The following is a 21,381-nucleotide window of genomic DNA, read 5'->3' as shown; positions in this document are numbered from 1 at the left end:
CAATAATTAAACCAGTTGTGTAATAACCACAGTTTCAAGGCGTTTTATTTTTATATCCGACGAAAAACATGCAGAAAATCTATTTCATCACTTGTTTGCTAATGGGCATCTTGACGACCCAAGCTCAAAAAAATCAAGCAGTCCTTTTTAATATAACAGAATCCAATAATAATTACGCCTTCCACAAGATCTTTGACCTTCCGACAGATCCAAGCGTACAATTAATCGCTCCAAAATCGCCTCAGATAGGATTGACCTATAGAAGTGAAAACGAAAAAGGGAAATCGTTTGAGATCATGATAGCTTTTAAACATTTTAACGGTATTCCCAGAAGTACTTACTTAGGATTGGTAGATCGAATGCCCGTTCCATATCTACTAAGACAAGGTGATTTCCATTTCAGGTTAGAGTACGGAAGAGACTGGAAGGTCCCTAACCATCCTAAATTATTATTGGGCATTGCTGGTTCGCTGGATCCAAGATATACCTGGAACCGCTATACTCCCACTGAAATAGACAGGCATCCGGCTTACTTCACCAGTTATGAAATGGCCATGAACATTATACCTAGATTTACCTACAACATTAATAACAGGATTATCGCTACCATCAAAATGCCATTTGAGGCGCTAAGCATCAATCAAATATATGCCACTCACGAAGACCCAGCTATTCCACTAAATGATCAGATGAATTCTAAACTATTTGCCGATACCCTGCACATGTTTCGAAGTTTTCACTTGGGTATAGGTTACTATATTTCTCATCAGGAAAGAAAGCGAGACCAAATGGCTTCAATGATCAATAATAATATCTTTTGAAGGCTTCGATAGCCTCGTATTCTGCCAAACCCAATTCGTCGTAAATTCTTGCCGTATTCTTGTTTCTATCTTCAGACCTTTGCCAGAATTCTCTCGCATCATTTCCGGGAAACATCGCTCTGTCTTTCTGAGACTGATGTTTGAAAATAGCCCTTCTTTTTTTCAATAATTCATCAGGGCTTAATGGTACGGCCATATCTATATCGTGAATCTCCCATTCCTGCCATGCGCCTCTGTACAGCCATAGATACATATCGCTCAGACAAGGTTCCCCCTTGCACTCATCAACCGCTTGTAAAATAGCATTCAGACAAGTTCGATGCGTTCCATGTGGATCTGATAAGTCTCCAGCGGCAAAAACCTGGTGAGGTCTAATATTCCTAAACAACTCCTTGATAATGTCGATATCCTCTTTAGACAGATCTTTCTTCTTGACAGTACCGGTTTCATAAAATGGCATGTCCAGAAAATGTATATTTGAATCCGGGATTCCCACATAACGCGCTCCAGCTTTAGCTTCTCCTCTTCTGATCAGACCTTTGATCTTTTTTACTCGCTCTGAATCAGGTATACCTGGCTTCTTATTTTGAATATCCTCTCTTACACCATCGAACAACTGCTGTACCTCTTGTTGTGGCATATCAAAAAAGGAGTGGAAGTCATTGACGAAGTCTGCAAAACGTACCACATCATCATCGAAAACTGCTATGTTCCCTGATGTCTGGTAGGCTACGTGAACATCATGACCTTGTTCAGCAAGCCTTGAAAAGGTTCCTCCCATAGAAATGACATCATCATCAGGATGCGGACTAAATAAAATCACCCTTTTACGAGCAGGTTCTCGACGCTCAGGTCGTCTGGAATCATCAGCATTTGGCTTACCTCCCGGCCAACCAGTAATGGTATTTTGAAGTGCATTGAAAATTTTGATGTTTATATTATAGGAGGAGTCGTAAGTAGTGATTAAATCTGCCATTCCATTGTCTGAATAGTCTCTGTTGGTCAATTTCAGGATGGGTTTCTTCAACTTCTGACTCAGCCAGCAAACCGCTCGTTTGATTTCATCTTCATCATTCCAATCGATAAAACTTACCAACCATGGTGTCTTCACCCTGGTTAGTTCAGCACTAGAACCTTCATCTAAAATAAATTCCGCATTGGGATGGTTCTGAAGATAAGTGGCTGGAATCTTATCCGTAACCTGCCCCTCCAAAGCTTTTTTAATAATAGGCGCTTTACCCTCACCCCATGCCATAAGTACCACCCTATCTGCCTTCATTATAGTTCCAACTCCCATCGTGATGGCTTTAGTAGGAACATTTTCTTCACCGAAGAAATCACTCGCTGCATCCATGATCGTCATATGGTCCAGGGTGATGAGTCTGGTCTCTGATTCTTCACCTGATCCCGGCTCATTAAATCCTATATGTCCTGTTCGCCCGATCCCTAAAATCTGAAGATCTAAACCACCTGCATCTTGTATTTTCTTTTCATAGGCAACACAATACTCATAAACCTCTTCTCGAGGTATGGTCCCATCTGGTACATTGATCTGGTCACGCGGGATGTCAATATGGTTAAAAAGGTGCTCGTCCATGAAAAGCACGTAACTTTGTAGCTCGTCGGGATTCATGGGATAATATTCATCCAGGTTAAAAGTGATGACGTTTTTAAAACTTAATCCCTCTTCCTGATGTAAATTAATTAGTTCATTATACACACCGACGGGCGTAGAACCGGTTGCAAGCCCCAAAACACAATTTTCGTTCTTAGCTTGTTTTGCTTTGATCAGCTCACCGATTTCTTCAGCGACTTTTCGCGATGCCTCGCTAGCACTATCAAAAATCCTGGTCGGAATATTTTCATTCCTTTTGAGCATTTTTTCGTTTACTTTCATCAAGTTTAGTTTATTATTATTTCATCTATAAATATCCAGTTCTTTGCTCCTGGTGCAGCATGCCATTCGGGATTGACCAAATGTGATTTTATGTCCAGCCTTATACTTTTGGCCTTAGAAGGAGCAAAATTAAAGGTCATATTTTTTCTCCCTGCTTGCGAAGGTCCTTTCGCGATTGCATAATCTTGCGAGACCATTTTCTTGAAATTCTTTCCATCCTCAGAAATGCTTATTTCATAGGCCTTGGGATAGAAAATATAACTGCCGGTTGCTTCCAATACGCCTACAGTAACATTGGAAACCTCAGTAGCTTCTTGCAGTTCAAGAACCATGCTGGCATGTTCTCCTTCATAGCCGACCCATGCCCCATCACTAAATAAATCACTTCCCACTTTCTCATCAATTAAAACCTTCTTTGCGAATGAACTATATCGTTCGTGTGGCCTATTTTTTAGGTTGATATTCGCAATATCCAAACCCTTTTTAATAAAATTCTTTGAATTGACTTCGCTGCTTTTCCAGCCTTCTTTTTGTGCCAATGTTTTGATCTCAGAAGTTTCATAAATAACAAAGGGGCCCGTATAATCCACAGTGTCCCCGTCATTGATGATATACTTGATGTCGACATCCTTAAAATTAAGTACAAGTGAAATTTCCACGCTATCCTGAAATATTTCGCTATCAGCTTCGATCACCGGTGATCGAAGAGCGGCATCTTTAAAGAGGTCTGTGCCTACATCCCCGATTACTTCTAGTCTGGGCAACAAATGGTACAATTGGTCCAGCTGTTCTGGATTCATGTCTGTTTTTCCCACATAAACCGTTCTAAGTTGAGGAAAATGAGTCAACTTATCTATAGCTCCGGAATCAACCTTCGTATTATATAAATTAAGGATCTCCAGATACTTAAAGTCCTTTAATTTTTTCAGCCCTTCTGTACCGATCGATGTATTTTGTAACTCAAGCTTACGAATATGCTTAAACTTACTCAGCAAATTCAACATTTCATTGTTTATGCCCGAATTTGCAAGATTGAGGTGAGCGACATTCTGTTTTATTTTGTAAAAAGCCTTTATATCTCTTTTGGTAAGGTCATCTTTACCTGATAAATTGACATAAACAGCGGAACTTCCGTTATGAGTCGGGTATAGTGAGTACCCCTTACTCTGTAGTTTTAGCAGTGCACTAGAGTCCGGCTGTTCTACCTTTGCAAAAATATCGACCTCTGGTGGTGCCAGATACTTTTCTAATTGAGATTCATAGTTTGCAAAACCCTCTGTTTCTTTGGCCAAACGATCAAATTTAGCGCCTGATTTTAACCACCAATGAATCAGTTCAAGGTCTTCTTGCGTTAATTGATCTTTACCATCTGGAGGCATGTGCTCATCGTCAGAGAGCGGTAAATTAATGTGTTTCCATAGCGGGCTTTCAAGTGGGTTCTCTGGTAAAATAACTTTTCCATCTTCACCCCCCATTAATAGCGCAGTCACTTCACTCATGTCCAATTCTCCCTTTAGTTTAGACGGATTATGACATGAAATACATTTGTCTTCAAAAATAGGGTGAATGATATCTTTATATAAAACTGCTGCTTCTATGTCTGGTCTTACCTCGGGCCCACTTTTTTTAAACAAGAAATCTTCTCCATGGGTGATTGTTCCTCCCAGATGACCAGTCACACCAAGCAATACAGCAGAACTTACCATCATGAAGTGGTAAGTGTGTTTCAGAGATGAAAGTTGTAGAAAGTATAGGGTCCAGGTCACTACTCCCAGGGCAATAGCTACCCACTTGTGATTATTTACTAATGCTCCACTGTAGTCACCACTCCGAATCAATAATAATCCTGTAAGGATGGCAACAGTTGCAGATATCCCTGAGAATAGTAAGATGACGGACTGTACTTTATGGATTGAATCCTTCGAAAAACGTGCATAGACTTCTAATATATAGGCCAGTGCAAGTATTCCAATAGGTAAATGCAGTACAAGAGGATGAAGTCTACCTAAAAGTTCAATCATTACTAGACCCTAAGTAATTTTATGGGATAAACGTTGCCAGAATTCCATTGAGCTACATAAATGTTCTCATCATCATCTACACATACATCATGTGGATGCTGGAAAATCGGTTTTTCCTGTTTCATCGGTTGTAACTTGCCGTCAGTGTAAGTAGGCAAAGAACCACAAGGTGCAGAAACCAACTTATTCTCTTTATTGAGTATACTGACGAACCCTGAATTGGCACGCTTGTCTTCAGACCATATGGTTGCAACATAAAGTTCATCACCATGAATGACTGGCCTGCAAACAAAGGCCCCCGGCAAATTAATTACTTCCAACAATTTTCCATCCATAGAGAATCGTTTGAATTTATTTTGCTGTCGAGCGGTTATCATAAGCTCCTCTTTTCCATTCCTTGTATCTACAGCAATACCATGACAGTTATCAAAATATTCTTCACCTTCCCCTCTTCCACCAAATGTTCTGATGATATTTCCTTTCGCATCATACTGAATAATGTACTGAGATCCATAACCATCGGTTACATAGATATCTCCATTTGCAGCGATCGCTGATTCGGTAGGAACATATTTGGATTCGTCTTCATAGAGTCCCGTTTCCTTCGGATAGGGTAACCTGAATATTTCCCTGCCTTTTAAATCAGTTTTGATAAGGCAGTGCAAATTGTTATCACAGATATATAAGAAGTCCTCGCCTCCTTCATTATTGATCGTAAGTCCGTGCGCTCCCGGATATTCCGTACCCCAGGTCTCAATCAATTTACCAGACTTGTCATATATGATGACATTGTTTTGAGTGTGATCCGTCAGCAAAATAATGCGCCCCTGGCTGTCCTGAACCATTTCATGACAATTTTTCACCGGAACCTGTTGAGCATTCAGTGCGCCCCAGTGCATGTCTATCTTATATTGAAAATCTCCGTGGCCAAGTACCATGTCCTTATACATACCTAATTTTCCATTTAACAATCCTGAATTCATCAGTGTATAAGCACCTGCGCTGTAAGCCACTGAAGTCTTAATAAAATTTCTTCGTTGCATTTATCATTTAATTGTGAAGTGGTTAACGTAAACCTTATCGTTCTATTCACTTCTATGCCAATAAATCATTGACGACATGTCCATGAACATCTGTCAATCTAAATCTTCTTCCCTGATATTTGTAAGTCAGTCTCTCATGATCTATCCCTAATAGATGTAGCATGGTGGCCTGAAAGTCATGAACATGAACGGGATCTTTAATAATATTATACCCGAACTCATCTGTCTCACCGTAAACCATACCTGGTTTTATTCCTCCGCCTGCCATCCAAATAGAAAAACTTCGTGGATGATGATCCCTTCCATACGAATTATCTGTAATCTTACCTTGCGAATAATTGGTTCGTCCAAATTCGCCACCCCAGATGACCAGCGTTTCATCCAGAAGGCCCCTTTGCTTGAGATCCATGACCAATGCTGCTGAAGCCTGATCCACATCCTCAGCTTGCTTTTTTATGGCTTCAGGTAAGTTGAAATGTTGATCCCAACCCATATGATAGAGCTGTACGAAGCGCACATCTTTTTCAATGAGTCTTCGAGCCAGCAATGCATTGGCTGCAAAGGTTCCGGGAACAGTAGAATTAGGTCCATACATCTTATAGGTCGCATCACTCTCGTTCTCAACATTCATCACATCGGGAACGGAGGTTTGCATTTTGTAAGCCATTTCATATTGCGCGATCCTGCTGGTGATCTCCGGGTCTCCAAAATCTTCGTATTGCTGATGATTTAGTTCTGCGAGCTTGTCTAAAATTCTTCTTTTCCCCTCACGAGACATTCCATCAGGGTCGTTGAGATATAGTACAGGATCTTTACCGGATCTGAACTGAACGCCTTGATGCAGAGAATGTAAAAAACCATTACCCCACAACCTTGAATACAAGGGTTGTCCTGCGACTCTTCCTGTTCCTCTGGAAAGTAGCACGACAAAATTGGGCAGGTTTTCATTTTCACTTCCAAGGCCATAACTCAACCAAGATCCAATGCTGGGTCGGCCCGGCTGTTGAGATCCAGTTTGAAAAAAGGTTATGGCCGGATCATGATTGATGGCTTCTGTGTACATTGATCGAATAACACAGATATCATCAGCAATTTTTGAAGTGTAGGGAAGGATACTGCTCATTTCAATACCCGCCTTGCCATATTTTTTGAAATCAAATTGGGAGCCTGCCAATGGAAAACTTTCCTGAAATGCGGTCATTCCCGTCAGTCTTTGACCGTTTCTGACAGATTCAGGTAAGTCCTGTCCCTGCATTTTTCGTAATAAGGGCTTATGGTCAAATAATTCATATTGAGATGGACCACCACTTTGAAATAAGTAGATAACTCGCTTTGCTTTTGGTGCAAAGTGAGGAATACCATTATTGATCGCCGATTTGATGACCTCATTTTCCCCGGCTTTTAAAAAACTCATACCCAATAATGAGGACAAAGATGCTACTCCTAACCCAATGCTCGTCTTTGACAAGAAATTGCGCCTATTCATGGAATAAGCTCTTTCACTTATGATTTTCTTTTCACTCATGATAGACTAATTGATTCATCCAGATTAAAAATAGTCAATATAACAGAGGTCAGACTTGCTAACTCAGGAGTTGCTTGATCATCGGCGATATCAAATTGGCCCACTGAAAGTAGTTCCTGGGTCTTATTGCCAGTCTTAAAGTCCTCTTGATTTTCGAAGTACAAATCCTTCAGTTGAGATAATTCATCGCTACTGGGTTTTCTGCTGGTAATCTTATAAAAAGCACTGGTAATCTGTGTCTCCACTTCTTTAGTTTCATGATACAAATTCAAGGCAAGTACTTTCGATGCTTCAATAATTTGAGGATCATTCAGCATGACCAGGGCTTGCAACGGTGTCGTCGTAGATTGTCGCTTGACAACGCAAAAGTCTCTAGAAGCTCCATCAAAAGTCATCATACTTGGTGGTGGCACCGTTCTCTTCCAAAAAGTGTAGATGCTCCTCCTATACACATCCTCGCCTTTATCCTGAACATACTTAGCTGTTGATCCACCTCCACCGCCGGTTTTTTCAGCCCATAAACCTTCTGGTTGATATGGTTTAACACTTGGTCCTCCTAAATCTTCATTTAACAATCCAGAGACTGCCAGTGCATTATCTCTCAACATTTCAGCTGTCATTCTCTTTCGTGGTGATCGCGCTAAAAGACGGTTTTCAGGATCAATTCTCAATAAATCTTCATTTAATTTCGAAGATTGTTGATAAGTGCCGGAGGACAAGATGTAGGTCAACAATTTCTTTTGGTCCCATCCGAAGTCTTTAAATTTGATCGCCAGATGATCCAATAATTCAGGATGCGAAGGCAATGCCCCCTGATTTCCAAAATCATATGAAGTAGAAACGATTCCTTCGCCGAAAACCATTTGCCATAACCTATTGACCGCTACTCTGGCGGTCACTGGATTGGCTGGATCAAATAACCACTGAGCCAGACCCAACCTATTCTTAGGGAAACGGTCACCAAATTCCATCACTGTTTCTGGGGTACGGGGGTGCACTCTTTCAGTGGGGTTATCATATTCGCCTCTATTTAAAACATAAGTTTCCCTCGGCTTCTCCATATCTTCCATGACCATCAACTGAATAAGTGTAGCTGTATCTCTATTGTTAATAAATGTCAGTGTCTTCTCTATTTCTTCATCTGTAATTTCAATGAAAGGTTCTGGAGTCGCACCGTAAGGTTGTATCAATCCTTTTTCAGGAACAGAATTAAAGAAAGCATATAATGAGTAGTAGTCCTTTTGAGATATGGGATCGTATTTGTGATCATGGCATTTCGCGCACTCCACGGATAATCCCAAAAACGCAGTACCAAATGTTTGCGTTCTGTCAGAAACGTACTCTACTCTATATTCCTCAGGAATTACCCCACCCTCCTGAGTAATCTTATGGTTGCGATTGAAACCAGTTGCAACCAATTGTTCGCGTGTCGGATTTTCCATGAGATCACCGGCCAACTGCCAGGTAACGAATTGATCATAAGGCATGTTATTTTTATAAGCATGCAAGACCCAATCTCGCCATGGCCACATCACACGCTCCAGGTCATCCTGGTACCCATGCGTGTCAGAATACCGAGCCAGGTCCAACCACTCTGCAGCCATTCTTTCAGCATAGGCATCCTTATTCAGCGTGTACGTGATATATTCATCCACTTTACCTTCAAACTTTTCTACTTCTTTAAGAGTAGGAGGCAAACCTGTCAGATCAAAAGCGATTCTTCTTAGTAAGTAGTGATCTTTAGCCCTAGGACTTGGACTCAAACCATTTTCTTTCAGTTTTTTCAGAACAAACTTATCAATGTCATTTCTTACAAAATTCAATTCATCACTAACCACCGGCACCTTATTCTCTGGTGGTAGAAATGCCCAATGTTGCTTCCACTCTGCACCTTGTTCAATCCATTTTTTCAAAATCTCTTTTTCAATGGGAGACAAGGTCAAATTAGATTCCGGGGGTGGCATGATATCATCGGTACTCTCCGCATATATTCTGTGGACCAATGTACTACTGTCAGGTGATCCCGGAACGATGGCAAATCGGTTCAGTTCTTTGCCAAGGGCTGTTAATGCACCTTGCTCTGTATCTAGTCTCAAACCTGCTTCCCTTTTAGCTTCATCAGGTCCATGGCAGGTATAACAGCGATCAGATAATATCGGCCTCACATGAAAATTAAAATCAATTTTGTCTGGAATACGCTCAGAAAATGTAGATACCTTTCTATTCAAACTTCGCTCTTCACTGCAAGAACTTGATAATAGGGCAAAAATGAGTGTAATGAACAAAGTACCGAAGCAATATTCAGACAGTGTGGTGTGAGAAAAAACGTTATTGTGCCTATGAATTTTCATCGTTTATTACTTCATTTTTTGATTTTCACAGTGCATGGTTGCACGCACATAAAAATAGTAAAATTAAGCTACCGTACGAAAATAAGAATAATTTGCCAAATACTGTGTGCGCACACAAATTTTTAGTAACTTCCAGTTATATTTGAGCTTTGCTATGACTCAGAGAATTAGAATAAAAGACATTGCACAAAAGGCTGGAGTTTCTCCTGGTACGGTTGATCGGGTTTTGCATGAGAGGGGAAATGTCTCAGCGAAAGCTCGTGCCAAAGTAAAAGAAGCGCTTCAATCTCTGGACTATAGCCCAAATGTTTTAGCAAGCATCCTAGCCTATAATAAGAATTGGAAAATAGCCGCACTTCTGCCCAGAGATGATCATGACCAATTTTGGTCTCAACCAAAAGAAGGGATCTTAAATGCTTTGAAAGCAGTTAAAGACTATGGCATCATTGTGGACTTTTTTCAATTTTACGAAAACGATTTAAAGGATTTCCACCATCAATGCAATTTGATTCTGGAAGGTCAATACGAGGCGGTTATTATTACTCCAATATTTACGGAGCAAAGTTTGTCTTTCTTGGAATGTCTGGAGCTCAATAATACACCCTTCGTTCAAATCAATACCTTACTTAATACAGAATTCGAGCATCAAATTTGCTACATCGGTCAGGATTCCTACCACTCGGGAAAATTAGGGGCCAAACTCCTTGCATTCGGAGTGGAGGATGGACAAAAAGTTATGATTACCCATCTGGAAGAATTGGTCTATAATTCTCAACACTTGATTGACAAAGAGCAAGGTTTTAAAGATTTTTTCAGTGCCTTACCCTCTAAAAGTATAGAAGTAGTAACAAGCCACTTTGCCAATCCTTATCATCAAAGCGGACTCCGTCAATTTTTTAAGGCACAATTGGAAGAACACCCTGAAATCAAGGGCATATTTGTAACTACATCTCGAGGATTTAGAGTTGTTAAAGCATTGGATGAAATTAAGAGACAGGACCTAAAAGTCGTAGGTTTTGACCTCATTGATGAAAATGTGCAGCTGCTTATTGACGAAAAAATTGATTTTTTGATCAATCAAAATCCTTACAAACAAGGATATTTAGCAATTATTAATATTTTCAATTTCCTGATCAGAAAAATCAGCCCTGTGTCACATCAGTTTTTGCCCTTGGATGTGGTGATGAAAGAAAATGCCACTTATTATTCAGATCGAAAGATTGAGGAGATACCCATCGTTTTATAAACCTGTTCATTTAGTCATCTTCTTTATCAGTTCATAGTCCTTTGGATTCAAATTACCATAGGCAAAAATTGAAAATCCATTTGCTCCTTTTTCAACAGCATGCTGGTATGCTTGGAGCAAGTCGTCATCTTTCATGTGTGGAAGAAATATTCCGGCAAAAACAGGCTTATCATTTCCCAGTCTTTGCTTGGCTTTTGCTACTTCTTCACCGATCCATAGAATATCCTCATTATAGAATCCCTGGTACAGCATCGGTAGGAATCCGTCTAAATTCCATTGATGCCATTGTTGACGAACACTTTGCCAATTAGGAAATACTGCAGCTGTGATCGCTTTATTTCCAGACTTGGCAGCAGGTACCAGATATTGGTTCACCATATCATTAACCGCTTTATATCTAAACTCATACCAATCTTTGTCATTTTGAGGATCATCTAAGTCCATAGGGTCTACCCCACTGAGCTTTTGGTATTCAGACCTACAATAGTCACAATAGCAATAATCATATTCAGGATACTCCTGATCTTGGATAATGTTGTATTTAGGTTGAAGACCTTTTGCCAATATCACATCAGGCATCCGGACGTAATCGAGGTGGATGCCATCCAGTTCTGGAATTTGTGCCAATGTTTTCACTCGATGCTGTACAAACTGTCTTACCTCATTCCTTCTTGGGCACAAGAACTTATAGTAGGGCACATAAGCCGGTTGATTATAGGCTGGCTCACCCTTCCGATTCACCACATACCATTCCGGATGTTTTTCAATAATCTGAGGATCGTTGCAAGGCATTGTCCACATCCATGCGTGAATCTGTATGCCATGATCGTGGGCAATCGGAATAATCTTCTCCAGCCATCGTTCTTTTACGGTATACCCTTCAATTTCAAAAAGGGCCTCATGGCTTGAATAAATCTGCGGAAGTACCGCTTCAATACCAGCAGCTTTAAGTTTTGCAAAGATGGTATGCCATTCATCCTCCTTTGTTTTGAAATCAGGCCTCAACCAAATCCAATACTTTGGTAATTTTTTTTCAATAAACCGAAAGTGCAAACCAAAGCTCATTCCACCTAATATGGTCGAAACCGATTTTAAAAAGTCTCTTTTCTTCATATCATTTTACTTGAGAAATCCTTCCCATTTCGTTGAGTAACCATGTTTCTTTTTTATGTTTCCCTAGCAAATCAAAGCCTACAGGTGAAGCCATATATTCAAATTGCTCTCCTCCTTGAAAGCATTGCAGTGTACCTGGGTAATCACCGGTTCTTTTTTTAAAATTCTTAATCGCATGATACATTTGCCACATTTGCCATTTAAAGTGCTCCACTTCAGGTAGCTTCTCAGCATCAGTAAAAAACAGATAGCCCCAGGTTTCCGGTTTATGCATGTTTATAACACCAGTGGGTGACCAAACCCAATTTCTTTCGCGATGATTCTTCTGCTTGACATACTGGCCATCTTCTACGTTCATGACCCAATCTACTCTTGAGAAATTTATTCTCCAATAATCTGTGAGCGTACCTATCAGTTCAATAGGAATGGCCATTTCCACAGACCAATAATCATCTAGATCAGATGCATCATTGATGCTTCCCTGCACATGAACAGCCGTCTGCATTTGTTTGGCTTCCCATTCCATAATATAGTTCTTTCTTCGATCAATGTAGTAAGGGTAAAGCATCCATAAATCCCACACTGTATTGAAGGCATTGATTTCAATCTCGTGATAATTGTGTCCGTCACCATCAGCATCAATGAAAACCTCAAAGTCATCGTCATGAAAAATAATGTCATCCTTATTTTGAAGCGTAGCCCATACATGTGATTCTTCCAGGATGGCTGCGACGTAAAGAAAAGTAGAATCCCAAAGCATTTTGACGTTGGTTTTCAGGTCAGGTAAGGGCCTTAGTTCTCCTTCTATATCTATAAAATCACTTGAAAGGTCAGCGTCGAACCAAACTTCGTCGTCGATGACGCCATCGATAATTGGTGGTTCAGAAATGTAAGAGGCATTATAAATTCTGGGCTTAAAGGGAATCGGGTGGGTATGGTAGATCAGGCTATCGCAATCCTGTGATAGACCGATGTTGTGTATCATCATAAAAGAAAAGGCGAGCCATGCGACCCGCCTCATCAATTTGTTGTCATGAAAAAAATTCAACTCTTATTCGTTATTGTTCATTTCAATGGTCACTTCCCAGTCACCCTTAAAAGTAATTTCAAATTCTGCTTGACCGGATACGTAATCCGAAGATCCATTGGCAGTTCTTAATCCTGCTGCTCTAAATCTAACGTTGCCTTTTATGGGAAACTCCGAAATAGAATAAACGGCTTCAAAATCAGTACCATTAACAAATACTGCATTGGGACATTCAAAGGTGATGTCCGTAGCTTTCACAGGCTTGCCCTGATTCGCAAATTTAAAGGTGATCTGATTGATATCTCCACTAATTCTTCTGAATCGTACCGTCTTGATTGAAGTGGATCTGTCGATGACGTCGTAAACTTTCTTATCCTTTCCAGCATATTCATCATCGATCCAATAACCTTCCAGATCGGGCAAATCGTCGGTTGCAAACTTCATCACACCTTCACCTGCTTTCATTCCTTTGTCAAATTTGCCTTCATAAACATTTCCATTAGCAAAGGTGTACACACCATTACCATCTGGATAGCCTTTCTTCCAACTGCCTTCATAGGTATCTTCTCCCATCGCCTTTCCTTTGCCATGGGCAAGACCTTTACGACATTTACCTTCATAAGATCCTGATAACGCCTCTACTTTAACTTCACAGTCCTGAGCAGATAAGGCAAAAGCAAACATTGACATTAGTACCACTAAACAAACACCTCTCATCAAACTTTTTTTGATTTAAAATTTCTCATTAGTTATATAAAATTGTACAACCACACCATTACTGGTGTGGCGTTGTACAAATCAAATCTTATTGGGCGTCCCACCAGACTCTGCCCGTCAAATCATTCGTGCCATTAAATTGGCGATCAATGGCTTCCTTAAAGTTTGGATTTACTCCAAGCTCACTTGGTGGATAATATAATCTTCTCGGGATGGTACCTCCTGTTTGACCTATTTCATGGTCCACAGGAGTTAAAACCGGATAACCCGTTCTTCTCCAATTTGCAAAGGCTTCCATAGCATCCAGATAGGTGCTCACCCATTGTTCTGTTCCTATGTGTTCCAATGCTGCATCCGTACTACTTTCATCCAAAGGATTACCGGCAACAAAAGCTTCCGTTTCCTCCTCTGATATGGATGTATTGTCATACAGGTTGGCTTGTTGAATGCCCGCTCTCAGTCCATCTGCAAAATAGTCTGCTGCAGATCCTGAATCCCATCCCCGGATAGCCGCTTCAGCCTGTAAGAATCTAACCTCAGCTAAACCTTGATGGATGTAAGGTGCTGTCACAGATTTAATGGTACTTCTGTTATGACGAACGAATTGCTCTAATATTTCAAATTCAGGAGAATTACCATCTGTACCGTTTGGTAACCCCTTCCATGTAGAAACATCTGGCTGCTCATTTCCTTCTGTGTCATAAGTCATACCCCAAACGCTTAATCTCGGGTCATTGGTACTTTGTAAGTAGGAAACAAATGCTTCTGATAACCTAAAGTTGTCATCAGCTTGCATCACGGCAGTATTTCCGTTTCTGTCCATTTCTGTATGATAGACCACAGGAGCATCATCAATGCTTTCCATTACTCCGGCTTGAAGTGCCTGTTTAACCATGGATTCAGCCAAAGATGGATTCACTTTAGTCAATCTCATCCCATATCTCAATTTTAGGCTGTTTGCCCATTTTTTCCATTTAGAGATGTCATTATCCAACCAGATATCACCTTGTAAAGGAAGGGCACTGTCGCTGAATTGAGCAACAGCAGCATCTAGCTCACTGAAAAAGTCATTGTATATGGATTCCTGAGTATCATACTTGGGGAAGAAAATTTCGTCTATGAAACCTTTTCCAGCCTCGGAATACGGAATGTCACCATACAAGTCAGTGATACGACCGAATAGATAGACTTTCACAATCCTTGCTGCAGCATTGAAATTCGCCTGAGCAGGATCTTCTGCTGTCCTGTTGACTAAGTCCACTACATTCTTCAAATCTCTAGGATATGAACTGTCCCACATTGCTGAGGAATAACTGTCAATTTCATTATACTTGTCTCCGGCCCAATAACTGAATGAACTGGCATTGTGCTGTATAATCGTACTACAATAAATGTATTGTGCTCTCCAATATTCATATCTGTTATTAGATGAAGCGATTTGTACGAAGGTCAATTGGAAGGCTGGATCCAAATCAGGTGCCTGAGTTGGATTAATGTTTAATTCATCAAACCCATCATCACATCCGGGGAGGAAGATGAGCATCGACAAAAAACATAATATTGATGTTATATATATTCTTTTCATTATAATTCTTGTTTAAAATTTAGCATTGACATTTAATCCAAAACTTCTGGTTACTGGGATTGAAGAATACTCCAATCCTTGAGCATTACCATTGTTATAATTAGACTCAGGATCAACATTAGGTATTTTCTTGTGTATGAAACCTAAGTTTCTACCTACAAGGCTGATAGATAATCCTGTGAATGGAATTCTGTCCATTACTTCTCTACCTACTGTGTATGTAAATGTCATTTGTCTCAATCTGATCTGGTCAGCAGAATATATAAACTCTTCACTGATGTCAGAAGCAATTCTTCCGAAATAGGTCTCAGGGTTTACAAATACACCGTTGCGTTCAAGTCCACCTGTTGGTGTCCAATCTGCGGGCTCTACTCCAGCGGCAATTCTTGCATCTTCCGAAGCGATCCACCCTTCTCTACCCTCAAGGGTATTGACATGGGTTCCTGAACTGTATCCAGCTAGATTGGTCATGGAATGTATCTCACCACCCCATCTGATGTCAATCAGTGTGCTTAATGAAAATCCTTTGAAACTAAAAGTGTTGGTCCATCCACCCGTCCAATCTGGAATCCCATTTCCGAGAATACTTAAGGTATCAGAGGCTACAGGTAGACCATTTTCATCGTGTATTTTCTCGCCACTATCATCTCTGGCCCAGGCATATCCTACGATTGATCCATAGGGTTGTCCCAACCTAGCTTCTATAAAAGTATTTCTTTGTCTAGAGGTCCCTAATCTAATGGCATTTAGTTTACCCTCCTCATCCAAAGCTGATACCTCATTATAGTTTCTTGCGAAATTAAATGATGAGTTCCATCTCAATCCTTTGTAATTGGAAATCACATCAGCGTTCAATAAAAGTTCTACTCCGCTATTTCTGATCTCACCAGCGTTGACTACAACACTACCATACCCTGAAGTAGGTGAAATACCGACTGCAATAATTTGATTTGAAGTAATGGTATTATAATAAGCAACGTCAAGGCCAACTCTATTATTGATGAATCTGAAATCTCCTCCAAACTCATATGAATTTGTACTGGTAGGTTTAAGATTCTGATTAGGAATTTGCCCTTGAGCGATCGATCCTTTAGGATTTCCATCTACCGGTTGACCATTGATTCCGTAAGTCAATGCTAAACGATAAGGATCTGTATCACCTCCCACTTCAGCAAATGACGCCCTTAGTTTCGCAAAAGAGATAATATTGGGATCAATGTCTACCACATCACTCAAGATCAAACTTGTACTAACAGACGGATAGAAATAAGATCTATTATCAGATGGTAACGTTGAAGACCAGTCGTTTCTAGCCGTTAAGTCCAGGTATAAAAATCCTTTGTACCCAATAGATGCTGCTCCGAACAAAGAATTCACCTGCTTACCACTAAATCCATATCCTAAAGACTGGTTTTTCGTATTACCAATGGTTCTTAGTCCTGGAATAATAAAGTCATTTCCATTCTGAGAAAGTCGTTCAAAGTCTCTGATCCATTGCTCTCCTCCGACATTCAAATTTAAAGAAAAGTTGCTGTTGATGTCACGGTCGAAATTCAATAATATCCTTGGATTCTGTTCCCTGATTCTCCATTCAGCTTCATTGATTCTACCTGGTCCGCTTAGGTGCGGTGTGCCAATTCCATCCCAGGTTTGTCTTCTTGTTGTTGACCAATCTGTTCCGTATTTAGCTTGTAAGGAAAGACCATCAATAATATGGTAAGTTGCCGAAACATGACCAATAAGTCTGTCTCTGGTATCTCCGTTAAACTGATTGTAAACACCCCAGTATGGATTGACTCTAAAAGCACTGGTGCTATAAGGAATGTATTCTCCGTTCTCCCCAATGTAATTTCTAAGTAAATCAACGTCCACACTTGAGGCTAACGCTGTCAAGTGTCCTGGATTGTGAGGTGTATCAGACAATGCAGGTCTGTTCTTGGCTCTCTGATTGATATAGTTGGCCTTCACATCCACTGTTATCTTATCACCTAAATTTGCATTTCCTCTTGCCGTTACGGTATTTCTATCCAGGCTCACGTTCTCAAATAAGCCATTGGAACGCATATCAGACATAGATGCTCTGAAGGAAACATTATCGGCTCCTGCATTAAAGGCAACAGTATTGGTAAATGTACCACCACTGTTATAGATGCTTTGGAAATTATCTCTGTTAGAGCTGTAAGGAGCAGTAGAGCCATCAAACTGAATAACCTGCTGTCCTTCCATTCTTCTACCCCAACTTGATCTTGTCCAAGCCAATGCCTGATCTTGTGTCTCAGCTATTTGCCCATTAGAACCTGAACCGTACTGGAATTGACGATCCGTATAATAGTCAAGTGGTGTTTCAGCTACAAAGTTTCCATTGTATTCAACACCCAGACCTTTTCGTTTAGATCCTTTCTTGGTAGTGATTAGAATTACACCATTCTGACCTCTGGAACCATAAAGAGCGGTTGCAGAAGCACCCTTAAGAACAGTCATGGTCTCAATGTCATCAGGGTTGATATTAGAAATCCCATCTCCCAAATCGGTTCCACCCCACATACCTGCAGAGCCTAAATTGTCATTGTTGATAGGAACACCATCAACAACATAAAGAGGCTGATTGTTAGCGTTGGGATCAAGGGCTGTGTTTCCTCTAATGATTACACGAGAGCTTCCTCCGGGACCGGTAGCGGCAGAAGTTACATTTACACCCGCAACCTTACCAGCCAGGGAATTAATGACATTATTTTCTCTTGCCTCAGTAAAATCACCTCCATCGACCTCTGTAACAGAGTATCCCAGGGCTTTTTTATCTCTGGTAATGCCCAGAGCTGTCACCACTACTTCATCAAGTGCGACACCTTCTTCTAATGTAATATCAAAGTTGGTCTGACCTGCCACAGAGTATTCAGCAGCCTCAAAACCAATGAGAGATACTACAATAGTAGCGCCATCTTGTACTTGAAGGGAAAAATTGCCATCAAGATCGGTAACTGTACCATTGGTGGTACCTTTTTCTGTCACATTTGCTCCTATAAGCGGAAAGCCATCTGTGCCAGTTACTGTTCCAGTGACGGTTTGTTGAGCTTGCATAAAAACGAAGCTAAACAGAACCATACACATGGTTAATAAACGTTTGTTCATACAATTAATTTTTTCAGTGAAAGTTTCATATTTAAGTATTTGATTCTTACCAACTTATTGGCAATTTCATCAAAATTCTTTGCTAAATATAGTAATTTAACGGAATTGTGTACGTACACACCGCCTTTTATTTTTGAGATTATTTAATCTGCCAAACGAAATCTCAGCCTTAATTATATCGTCAATATAATGTAATCGACTGGCCTTCAGAAGTCATTAAAGAACACAACATGATATGCATAAGGCTTTAGATTGTGAAAGTCCAAATGAGCAGATGAGCACACAATTGATCTTGTAAAATCTTTGAATATTACTTGCTAGGAGTAGGTCAGATTACTTCTATCCAGTAACCTTGAATTAGGATTGCCTAAGCTTTTAAGTACCTTCATATGAGAACGATAGGCATTCAGAAACTTAACATTTTCGTAGTAGGGCAAATTGAATTCTTTGACCGTCTTCCTCACAATCTTAGCTACTTGTGGGTAGTGTACGTGGCAAATATTTGGAAATAAATGATGTTCTATCTGGAAATTTAATCCGCCGGCATACCAGGTAATCAATTTATTCCCTGGTGAAAAATTGGCTGTTGTTTTCAATTGATGAATGGCCCATGTATTTTCCATTTCTGGCGTTTCCATTGCATCATGGTGCTCCGGCCCTTCCACCAGGTGTGCCAGTTGAAAAATAACAGTAATGATCAGACCTGCGACCAGATGCGCCAGAATAAAGCCTGGAAGTACAAAATACCATTTTACACCGAGCACAATGGGTAAAACTAAAACAATTGCAAAATAACACACTTTAGAGAGCACCAAGATGATAGATTGTTTCAATGGAGAGTATCCTGTTTTTTCCGTAAGCCCGGTAGCGTTGTATATGCGTAATTGCTTAAAATCTTTAAAAGAAATCCAACTAATGGTAGCCAGGGCATACAGCAATGGCGCATACAAATGCTGAAAACGATGATACTTCTTTAGTTTACCATGAGGTGACAATCTCAAAAATGGTTTGTCATCTATATCCTCATCTAAATGATAGACATTGGTATAAGTATGATGCATCAGGTTATGTTGCATTTTCCATGTAAAAGAACTGCCACCAATAAAATTCATAGAATAACTCAAGATTTTATTGACCATTTTGTTCTTCGAATAGGACCCGTGATTTGCATCATGCATAATACTCAGACCTATACCTGCAATGCCCAATCCCATGATCAAAAACATCAACAGAACACCAAATCCTGTGATGACTTTGAACAAAACTAACAAAAATGGAACCACATAAAGCGTGAACATAATAATGGTTTTTAAAACCATCTTGTAATTTCCGCTTTTATTAATTTGGTTTTCTTTAAAGTATTTATTCACCCTTGTGTGCAAGGTCTTGAAAAACATATTGGGATCTATTCTACTGAACTTAACACTTGAAGGTTCAAGTGTTGCCGCTTCCTTTTCGATCATCTTACTTTTTAATTAACTTCAAAAATTCTGGTGAGTTGGAATGCTTGAAAAGGACGGAATATAGCAATTTTCACTACAGTTACAGCGAGCTTTTCACTAACAAATACGCCGTAAGATAGTGTTTATAATTAATAATATCCCTTATTTTGGGGACAGTATTATAATTAAAAGTGAATTACCGCGATGGCCATTGAGATCATTGAAAAACCTAAAGTTGAAATTTCACCTGATATTTTAAAGGAAATCAGAACGAAAATTCATGAGAAGGGTCAAGTGATTTTTCATTGTCTGTATCACAATCGATATTTTTTCGAAACCGCCATCAGAATCTGGCCTTCCACTTATCTTTATGATCATCATAGTGACCATAAAAGTGAAATGGTTCATGCAGAAAAAATAGTCTATGCCCCTGAGTGGCAGATGGTGGCACCTATGTCAAGTTCTTATTTTACATTGATATTTGAAGGACTTCCCAAGTCTTGTTCTGTCTTTGATTTTATTGAACAAACCGGAAGTGAGAGTGGAGCTTTCATATTTAAAAATATTAAGAGAAATAACGCTGATGTCTATTATGCTCGTATAAAATGAAATTTGATCTCGATTCCTAAATTTAAACATTAAAAATTTCTTAAGGTAGGCCAATGGTATAATTCATCAAGCCTTTTTTAGGTTGGATAGGAAATCAAACTGCCGGGCCTTATGAAAATGCATGCTCCCCTATTCGCGATTCTTTTTAGTTTTCTAATATCTTCTTGCTCGTCTGATTTTATCGTCGAAGAATTACAATATCCTGATGCTGATCCAAGGCTTTGGGAGTATTTTGAAAGGTTTGAAAATGAAGCACTTCAAAGAGGCCTGAGGATTGATCTGAATCAGATAGAAATCATAGGAAAGATAGAACCAATCGAGGACCAAGGGGTGGCGGGAGTTTGTCAATACGGCTCTGCTATTCACAACAACATAGCGATTGATCGGGATTTCTGGAACAGGGTTGGGGCTAATCAACGAGAAATGGTTGTTTTCCACGAATTGGGTCATTGTGTCCTGCTACGCGCTCACAGAGAGGATCAAAATCAGAGTGGTTTGTGCTTAAGCATTATGAGAAGTGGTACTGGTACATGTAGAGATGCCTACAATGTGGTGAACAGACCTGCGTATTTGGATGAGCTGTTTTCGATCACGAATGACCTGAACTGAAATATCCTAAATACTTAAATTGTCTAGCGTTCATTTTACAGCGCTGGGATCTGTTACTTCCGGTCTTCAGTGAAGACGTTGAAAATTGATTATTAAATGCCATAGTCTAATTATGCATCCATATTTGGTAAATCACATTTGCCAGTCCATTCAACAGATCGCATTCACTAAAAGTAGCCCCGCCAGGACTCGAACCTGGATCTAGAGTTTAGGAAACTCCTATTCTATCCCTTGAACTACAGGGCC

The 21,381-nt window shown here is 40.0% G+C and carries 15 protein-coding genes and 1 tRNA gene; 4 read left to right on the top strand and 12 right to left on the bottom strand.

The annotated features are described in order from the left end of the window. Positions 1 to 68 precede the first annotated feature (68 nt). Entirely contained in the window at positions 69 to 821 is a 753-nt protein-coding gene (locus L2567_RS07295; protein ID WP_235297093.1) for a hypothetical protein, read from the top strand. Here the strand turns inward: L2567_RS07295 and nagB are convergent. Genes nagB through L2567_RS07270 form a run of 5 tightly spaced genes read right to left on the bottom strand, consistent with a single transcriptional unit; the run spans position 802 to position 9,658 of the window. After that, a complete protein-coding gene (gene nagB / locus L2567_RS07290; RefSeq protein WP_235297092.1) occupies positions 802 to 2,718 on the bottom strand; it encodes a glucosamine-6-phosphate deaminase in 1,917 nt (638 codons plus the stop codon). The genes L2567_RS07295 and nagB overlap by 20 nt on opposite strands. A 5-nt stretch (positions 2,719 to 2,723) precedes the next feature. Next, positions 2,724 to 4,739 (bottom strand): c-type cytochrome domain-containing protein, encoded by a 2,016-nt coding sequence (locus L2567_RS07285; protein WP_235297091.1) that lies wholly within the window; start codon positions 4,737 to 4,739, stop codon positions 2,724 to 2,726. Between the two features lie 2 nt (positions 4,740 to 4,741). Then, positions 4,742 to 5,782: a 6-bladed beta-propeller gene (locus L2567_RS07280; protein ID WP_235297090.1), complete on the bottom strand. Its 1,041-nt coding sequence runs from the start codon at positions 5,780 to 5,782 to the stop codon at positions 4,742 to 4,744. Between the two features lie 52 nt (positions 5,783 to 5,834). Beyond that, positions 5,835 to 7,307 carry a DUF1501 domain-containing protein gene (locus L2567_RS07275; protein WP_235297089.1) on the bottom strand — a complete coding sequence of 491 codons (1,473 nt, stop codon included), beginning with the start codon at positions 7,305 to 7,307 and terminating at the stop codon, positions 5,835 to 5,837. Then, entirely contained in the window at positions 7,304 to 9,658 is a 2,355-nt protein-coding gene (locus tag L2567_RS07270; RefSeq protein ID WP_235297088.1) for a PSD1 and planctomycete cytochrome C domain-containing protein, read from the bottom strand. The genes L2567_RS07275 and L2567_RS07270 overlap by 4 nt, the downstream gene beginning before the upstream one ends. A gap of 154 nt (positions 9,659 to 9,812) precedes the next feature. Here L2567_RS07270 and L2567_RS07265 point away from each other — a divergent pair, with 154 nt between their 5' ends. After that, positions 9,813 to 10,904 (top strand): substrate-binding domain-containing protein, encoded by a 1,092-nt coding sequence (locus L2567_RS07265; protein WP_235297087.1) that lies wholly within the window; start codon positions 9,813 to 9,815, stop codon positions 10,902 to 10,904. A gap of 6 nt (positions 10,905 to 10,910) precedes the next feature. On the opposite strand, the gene L2567_RS07260 is transcribed toward L2567_RS07265, so the two are convergent. From L2567_RS07260 to L2567_RS07235, 6 genes are all read right to left on the bottom strand, one after another. Beyond that, entirely contained in the window at positions 10,911 to 12,017 is a 1,107-nt protein-coding gene (locus L2567_RS07260; protein ID WP_235297086.1) for a family 10 glycosylhydrolase, read from the bottom strand. Position 12,018: 1 nt separating this feature from the next. After that, a complete protein-coding gene (locus L2567_RS07255) occupies positions 12,019 to 13,002 on the bottom strand; it encodes a carbohydrate-binding family 9-like protein (protein ID WP_235297085.1) in 984 nt (327 codons plus the stop codon). A 66-nt stretch (positions 13,003 to 13,068) separates the two neighbouring features. After that, on the bottom strand, positions 13,069 to 13,761 hold the full coding sequence (locus L2567_RS07250; protein WP_235297084.1) for an MORN repeat-containing protein: 693 nt from the start codon (positions 13,759 to 13,761) through the stop codon (positions 13,069 to 13,071). 88 nt (positions 13,762 to 13,849) lie between these two features. Further along, positions 13,850 to 15,304, bottom strand: coding sequence for a SusD/RagB family nutrient-binding outer membrane lipoprotein (locus L2567_RS07245; RefSeq protein ID WP_235297083.1), 1,455 nt, complete (start codon positions 15,302 to 15,304; stop codon positions 13,850 to 13,852). Positions 15,305 to 15,358: 54 nt separating this feature from the next. After that, the gene (locus L2567_RS07240) at positions 15,359 to 18,475 is read right to left on the bottom strand and encodes a SusC/RagA family TonB-linked outer membrane protein (protein ID WP_235297082.1); all 3,117 of its coding nucleotides are present in this window, start codon (positions 18,473 to 18,475) and stop codon (positions 15,359 to 15,361) included. Between the two features lie 317 nt (positions 18,476 to 18,792). Continuing rightward, the gene (locus L2567_RS07235) at positions 18,793 to 19,938 is read right to left on the bottom strand and encodes a fatty acid desaturase family protein (protein ID WP_235297081.1); all 1,146 of its coding nucleotides are present in this window, start codon (positions 19,936 to 19,938) and stop codon (positions 18,793 to 18,795) included. Between the two features lie 183 nt (positions 19,939 to 20,121). Between L2567_RS07235 and L2567_RS07230 the strand changes: the two genes are divergently transcribed. Further along, positions 20,122 to 20,526 (top strand): hypothetical protein, encoded by a 405-nt coding sequence (locus L2567_RS07230; protein WP_235297080.1) that lies wholly within the window; start codon positions 20,122 to 20,124, stop codon positions 20,524 to 20,526. Positions 20,527 to 20,637: 111 nt separating this feature from the next. Continuing rightward, positions 20,638 to 21,135, top strand: coding sequence for a hypothetical protein (locus L2567_RS07225; RefSeq protein WP_235297079.1), 498 nt, complete (start codon positions 20,638 to 20,640; stop codon positions 21,133 to 21,135). 174 nt (positions 21,136 to 21,309) lie between these two features. Here the strand turns inward: L2567_RS07225 and L2567_RS07220 are convergent. After that, a tRNA-Arg gene (locus L2567_RS07220) sits at positions 21,310 to 21,381 on the bottom strand.

Source organism: Portibacter marinus (assembly GCF_021533195.1).
Lineage (GTDB): Bacteria > Bacteroidota > Bacteroidia > Chitinophagales > Saprospiraceae > Portibacter > Portibacter marinus.
Note: the sequence above shows the minus strand (reverse complement) of the source record. Positions and strands in the feature narration are given on the sequence as shown.